The sequence below is a fragment of the Reinekea sp. genome (assembly GCF_982785585.1).
In genome coordinates, this window is the sequence record NZ_CEYAVF010000063.1 from 1 (window position 1) to 5,195 (window position 5,195).

A 5,195-nucleotide genomic window follows, 5' to 3' on the forward strand; every position below is an offset into this window, starting at 1 on the left:
CCTGGCGCAGCACCAGCTGTTCGCTCTGTTTGGCCACTAAAAAGGCGATCAGGCCGCCATTGTGCAGGCCCAGGGCCTGGATCGTGGGCAGACCCGGGGGGCCCAAGGCTATCAGTCAAGACACACCCCCTGTGTCAGGCTAGGAGTAGCCCTTGCCAAGTCTAAAAAGTCCACCTAGTTGGGGTACTGGCGTTTTTTCCTCGAAAAAAAGATCAATGGCACTTATGCTTACCACTTCTCGCATAAAAGAAAACCATAGGTGCCACAAACTATATTTACTTTAAGGTAAATGAATCCTATACTTATCATTATTTGAATAATTGGTAATTATAGTGCCCATAACAGAATCAAATCCAAAGCGAAGTGCTGTTGTCTTTCCCAAGAACCGGAAGGTTTTAGAGCAACTTGGCGGCAATATTAAACTGGCCTGTAAACGCAGAGGGTATACCCAGGTTCTGATTTCAGAGAGAACCGGGTTAAGCCGTCTGACCATTCGCAAGATTGAACAGGGAGATCCTAAAGTGTCTATCGGTCACTATGTCGCCGTACTCAGTGTGCTGGGATTAACGGAAGATTTTGCGAGGGTTGCCATTGATGATGAACTGGGCCGCAAACTCCAGGACATCAAACTGATGAATAAACAAAAAGGTAAGTAGTAATGAGTACGGTAGTCTATGTCTTTGCTGACTGGGAAGCGTTTGATGAGCCTATTCTGGTGGGTACTCTGCGATCCTCTGTGATCAAAAACAAAGAGCATTTTAGCTTCAGCTACGACAACGATTGGCTGCAGTCTCCCTATGCGCAAAAAATTGATCCGGACTTAAATCTCTATTCGGGAGCGCAGCACAGCGAGAATTCCAAAAACTTCAGAACCTTCTTGGACTCCTGCCCAGATCGCTGGGGTAGACTGCTTATGAAGCGCCGCGAAGCCATTATTGCACGCAAAGAGGATCGCCGCCCAAATTTACTCTACGAAATAGATTACCTGCTGGGCGTACATGACCTTTACCGCTTGGGTGCATTGCGTTTCAAGCGAGAAATGAACGGTGCGTTTCTGGATAATGACGAAAAGCTGGCAGCACCGCCAATCTCTTCGCTACGAGATCTCGAATACGCGGCTCAACAAGTTGAAGACAACCATAATACAGACGACGCGGAGTACTTAAAGTGGTTAACCATGTTGATGTCTCCGGGCTCCTCCCTGGGGGGAGCTCGCCCCAAGGCCAGCGTAGTCGATGAAAACAATCATTTGTGGATAGCCAAATTTCCCAGCCAGCTCGATGATCATGACATAGCCGCCTGGGAGTTTGTTGTTTACCAATTGGCCGTGGGTGCCGATATCCAGATGGCAGAATGCCGGATTGAAAAATTCAACAGCCACCATCATACATTCCTCACCAAGCGGTTTGACCGCACGCCAGAGCACCGTTTACATTTCACCTCAGCGATGACCCAGCTTGGCTACTACGACGGTGATTATGATGCAAGCTACCTGGAGCTGGCGCAGTTTATTACTGAACATGGAGCTAACACCAAAGAAGACCTGGCGCAACTGTGGCGACGCATAGTCTTTAATATCGCTGTGTCGAATACGGATGATCACCTGAGAAACCATGGCTTTATTTACAGTAACGGTGGCTGGTTACTATCCCCTGCTTACGATATCAATCCGGTAACACCCGCTAACGGCCTGCACCTGAATATCACCGAAGATGACAACAGCCTCAGCTATGAACTGGCGATGGACGTGATCGAATTTTTCCAACTCAGTACGTCACAGGCTCAGCGTATAAAAGATGAGGTGCTGTTAAGTGTTGCTCGCTGGAAAACGGTGGCAAACTCTATCAATATTAGCCGCAGCGAACAGCTGAATATGGCGAGTGCATTCAATGTCTAACCCAGCAACACGAAATAAGCCGCGTTAACAAAAGGCGAATTCCAGTTCCAAGTGCACCACTAGAACTTATATGGGTTGATCAACTTGCTGTTGAGAAGGATCAACTATGGCGAGAAGGCAAGACATCGAAAGAAATAACCCAAAACCCCTATTGCTGAGCTAAGGTGGCAACCTGACAATACCTCCGCACTCGCCGGGCAAAGCTATCCACCCCAATATTCAGCAACGCGGTCACCACGATCAACAAAGCCGCGCGATCGAAACGAATTTCCTCGAAGGCCGAATCGATATAAAACCCGAGAGTGGTCACCCCGAGCAATCCGAGAATGGCGCTTTCTCTCAAAATCACTTCCCAGCGATAGAGCATCAGATCGACAAAGCGCGCGTAGAGCCGCGGCGTCAGCTCATAGACGTAACGATTTAGGCCGCGCGCCGCATCGTTACGCAGTACCAGTTGCTCACTCTGCTTGGCGAGCAGGAAGGCGATAAGGCCGCCATTGTGCAACCCCAGGGCGATAATGGCCGGCAGACCGGAGGGGCCTAAGAGCAGCAAAAATAGAAAGGTTAGGATGAGTTCTGGCGTTGAGCGCAGTACCAGCAACAACCCCTTGCCCAAATGTCGAACGCCCGACGCGGCCAATTGTGAGCTGGCCCAACCGTAGCTGAGCAAGGCAATGAGGCCGGACAAGACCAGCGCCAGTTGCGCCAGCAGCAGGGTGTCGACTGCTGCCGGTAAGGCGACCGAGAAGAGCTGGTGATGATACCAGCTCAGCGCCTCGGACCAATTGCCGTTGCGCACTGCACTGGGCCAAATATCCTCACTGAAAAACAACCAAGCGCTCGATTCTACTGGCGCTGAAGCCGGCAACACCCAGAAGGCCGCGGCTAAATAAAGCAAGGTATAGCGCGGCCGGAACCAATAGCGAATGGTGCCAATCAGAGCAAAAAACACCAGCAGTAAGGTCGCCGCCTGATCGTACTGCCCCTGCTTAAAGGCGGTTTCCAGATGAAAGCCCAGGGTCGGTAAGCCGATAAAGCCCAAGACGGTACTGGAGCGCAACGCACATTCAAACCGATAGCGGGTATAGCTGAGCAATGCCGGCCATGCTTGCGGCAGCAACGTGTAGCAATAGCGGCTGAGTCGATCGCTGCTGCGCGCTACGGCGGCGGATGGTAATGGCGATTGTTGGGCCAAGAGTTCGGCAAAGACCTTGGCAAAGTTTCCACTGAAGGGTACCAGTATGGCGAGCAGTCCGGTGGTCGCCGACAGGCCATAGACCTGCATAAAAATCAGGCCCCAAAAGATCTCGTGCACGGCACGGGTCGCGGCACAGAGCAGGCGCACAAATCTAGAGTGAAAGACCAGCGCCAAAGCTAAACCGATCAGCGCCGAACCGGCTACGGCCAAGAGCGCGAAAGCAACCGTCTGCGCGAGCGCGGGCAGCACCAGGCGCCACATGTGCACGTCCGGATGCAGCAGCCCGAGCGCCATACGCTGCAATTCGATCCAGGGTTCCACTGGGTATAGAGCAATATCGGCGAACGGTAAACAGAGTAAGGCTGAGCAGACGAAGAACAGGCTGACAGCGGCCAATCGGCGACCACTACTGCGCATAGAACCGATCCAGCTCGGCGTGACTGATGGCATTGGCCGGCCGATCTAAGACCACACGGCCGCCCTTGATACCGATAATTCGGTCGAAGACACTCAGAGCCATCTGCCGATTGTGCAAGGCGATGACCACGGTCGCGTGACGCGCAATAATCTTGGCCAGAAGTGCCTCGCCCTGGATCGGATCCAGACTGGCGACCGGCTCATCGCCGAGAAAAATCGCCTTGTTACGATATAGGGCGCGACCGATCGAGACCCGCTGTTGCTGACCGCCCGACAATTGATCAATGGAATGGTCCAGCTTTTGACCAAGCCCCAACTCACTCGCCAACTGACCGATGGCCTGTTGGTGACGTGCGATGGGGAATAACAGATTCCAAATATTATAAGGCGCACTGTGGCGCTCCAGTTGGCCCATATAGATATTGTGGTAGACCGAGAGAATATCGACTAAACCATAGTGCTGCGGGCACCAGGCAATGTGTTCACGCTGCTGTTCATAGAGCACATTGAGCAGACTGGTCTTGCCGGCACCGGATGGCCCGACTAGAGCGACCTTTTCGCCGGCGTGAATCGAAAGGGACACCGACGCCAATGCGGTCTGTTGGCCATAGGCTAGGGTTGCCTGATCCAAATGAAACAACGACCGATTCGCCGTTGCATCAAACACGCCGGCCTTACTGGCAGACAGATTCAGGCCCTGGTTTGCCCCCCTGCTCACGGCGCTTAGGCCAAGGTGTTCACTCAATCCAACAAGCCAATAGCTTGGGCGGTGTTCTCAATCGGCGCGTAATCCTGATTAGAGGCCGGTATAAAGGACTGGCGCGGGAAGCTGGCGAGCAAATCCGGGTCAGTCATATTCAACAGAGCCTGGGTAACCCGAGCCTTAAAATTATCACCATAACGCGCATCGACATCGCCGCGAATCGTCCATTGATAGTCCGGATAGGTGGGTGTGCGCCAGATCACACTGACCTTGCTCGGATCAATCTTGCCGCTGGCCAGTTCAGTTTCCCAAACTTGGTAGTTGACCGCGCCGACTTGGTAAGCGCCCGCCTGCACCTGGGCAATGGTTTGGCTGTGATCGCCGGAGAAGCCGACGCGCGCAAAAGCTTGCTCCGGAGCCATATTGAACTGCTCACGGATATGAAACTCGGGCATCAATCGGCCCGACGTTGAACCCTTCGAGCCGAAGGTAAAGGTTTTACCTTGAATGTCCGCCGGAAAGGCATCCGCCTCGGTCAGGCCAGTACTGTGGTGCGCAATAAAGTAGGTTTTGAACAGTTGGTCTTCATACCCTTGTGCAATGGCCTCTGAATTGACCACTAAACGCCGCGCCTGAACACCCGACAGGCCGCCAAACCAGGCCAATTGCACCTGGTTGTTCTTAAAGGCGGTGATTGCGGCGGCGTAAGATTTGACCGGAATGTATTTTACCTCCACGCCCAGTTCGGCACTCAAATAATCGGCGACCTTATCGAAGCGCTCCTGCAGACGCGACGCATCGGCATCGGGAATGGCGGTAAAGGTAAAGGTTTCAGCCTGGGCGGATAAACTCGCAGCCAGACACAGCACGGTAGATAGGATAAGACGACTTAAATTAGACATTACAGACTCGCAAAGTGGGCATCGCAGGGGTTTGCTCGCGTGGCAAGAACCGGCGTGGAACGCCGATCGAGACACGGT

The 5,195-nt window shown here is 53.1% G+C and carries 5 protein-coding genes; 2 read left to right on the forward strand and 3 right to left on the reverse strand.

Features of this window, described 5'->3' with window-relative positions; all coding sequences use genetic code 11:
* Positions 1-332: 332 nt before the first annotated feature.
* Both AC4FIC_RS14910 and AC4FIC_RS14915 read left to right on the forward strand, forming a co-directional pair.
* Positions 333-656 (forward strand): helix-turn-helix domain-containing protein, encoded by a 324-nt coding sequence (locus tag AC4FIC_RS14910; RefSeq protein ID WP_100256198.1) that lies wholly within the window; start codon positions 333-335, stop codon positions 654-656.
* Between the two features lie 2 nt (positions 657-658).
* Positions 659-1,897, forward strand: a complete 1,239-nt coding sequence (locus AC4FIC_RS14915) for a type II toxin-antitoxin system HipA family toxin (protein WP_100256197.1) — start codon at positions 659-661, stop codon at positions 1,895-1,897.
* 148 nt (positions 1,898-2,045) lie between these two features.
* On the opposite strand, the gene AC4FIC_RS14920 is transcribed toward AC4FIC_RS14915, so the two are convergent.
* The 3 genes from AC4FIC_RS14920 to AC4FIC_RS14930 are packed head-to-tail and all read right to left on the reverse strand — an operon-like array spanning position 2,046 to position 5,117.
* A complete protein-coding gene (locus AC4FIC_RS14920; protein WP_227003748.1) occupies positions 2,046-3,512 on the reverse strand; it encodes a PhnE/PtxC family ABC transporter permease in 1,467 nt (488 codons plus the stop codon).
* Positions 3,502-4,257, reverse strand: coding sequence for an ATP-binding cassette domain-containing protein (locus AC4FIC_RS14925; RefSeq protein ID WP_227003747.1), 756 nt, complete (start codon positions 4,255-4,257; stop codon positions 3,502-3,504). Before AC4FIC_RS14925 ends, AC4FIC_RS14920 begins: the two co-directional genes overlap by 11 nt.
* A complete protein-coding gene (locus AC4FIC_RS14930) occupies positions 4,254-5,117 on the reverse strand; it encodes a putative selenate ABC transporter substrate-binding protein (protein ID WP_273285345.1) in 864 nt (287 codons plus the stop codon). Before AC4FIC_RS14930 ends, AC4FIC_RS14925 begins: the two co-directional genes overlap by 4 nt.
* Between the last annotated feature and the right edge of the window lie 78 nt (positions 5,118-5,195).

Bases quoted from the DNA above. Each gene is read 5' to 3' on its own strand.
- AC4FIC_RS14915 (WP_100256197.1), top strand. From the start codon at position 659: ATGAGTACGGTAGTCTATGTCTTTGCTGACTGGGAAGCGTTTGATGAG.
- AC4FIC_RS14920 (WP_227003748.1), bottom strand. From the start codon at position 3,512: ATGCGCAGTAGTGGTCGCCGATTGGCCGCTGTCAGCCTGTTCTTCGTC.
- AC4FIC_RS14930 (WP_273285345.1), bottom strand. From the start codon at position 5,117: ATGTCTAATTTAAGTCGTCTTATCCTATCTACCGTGCTGTGTCTGGCT.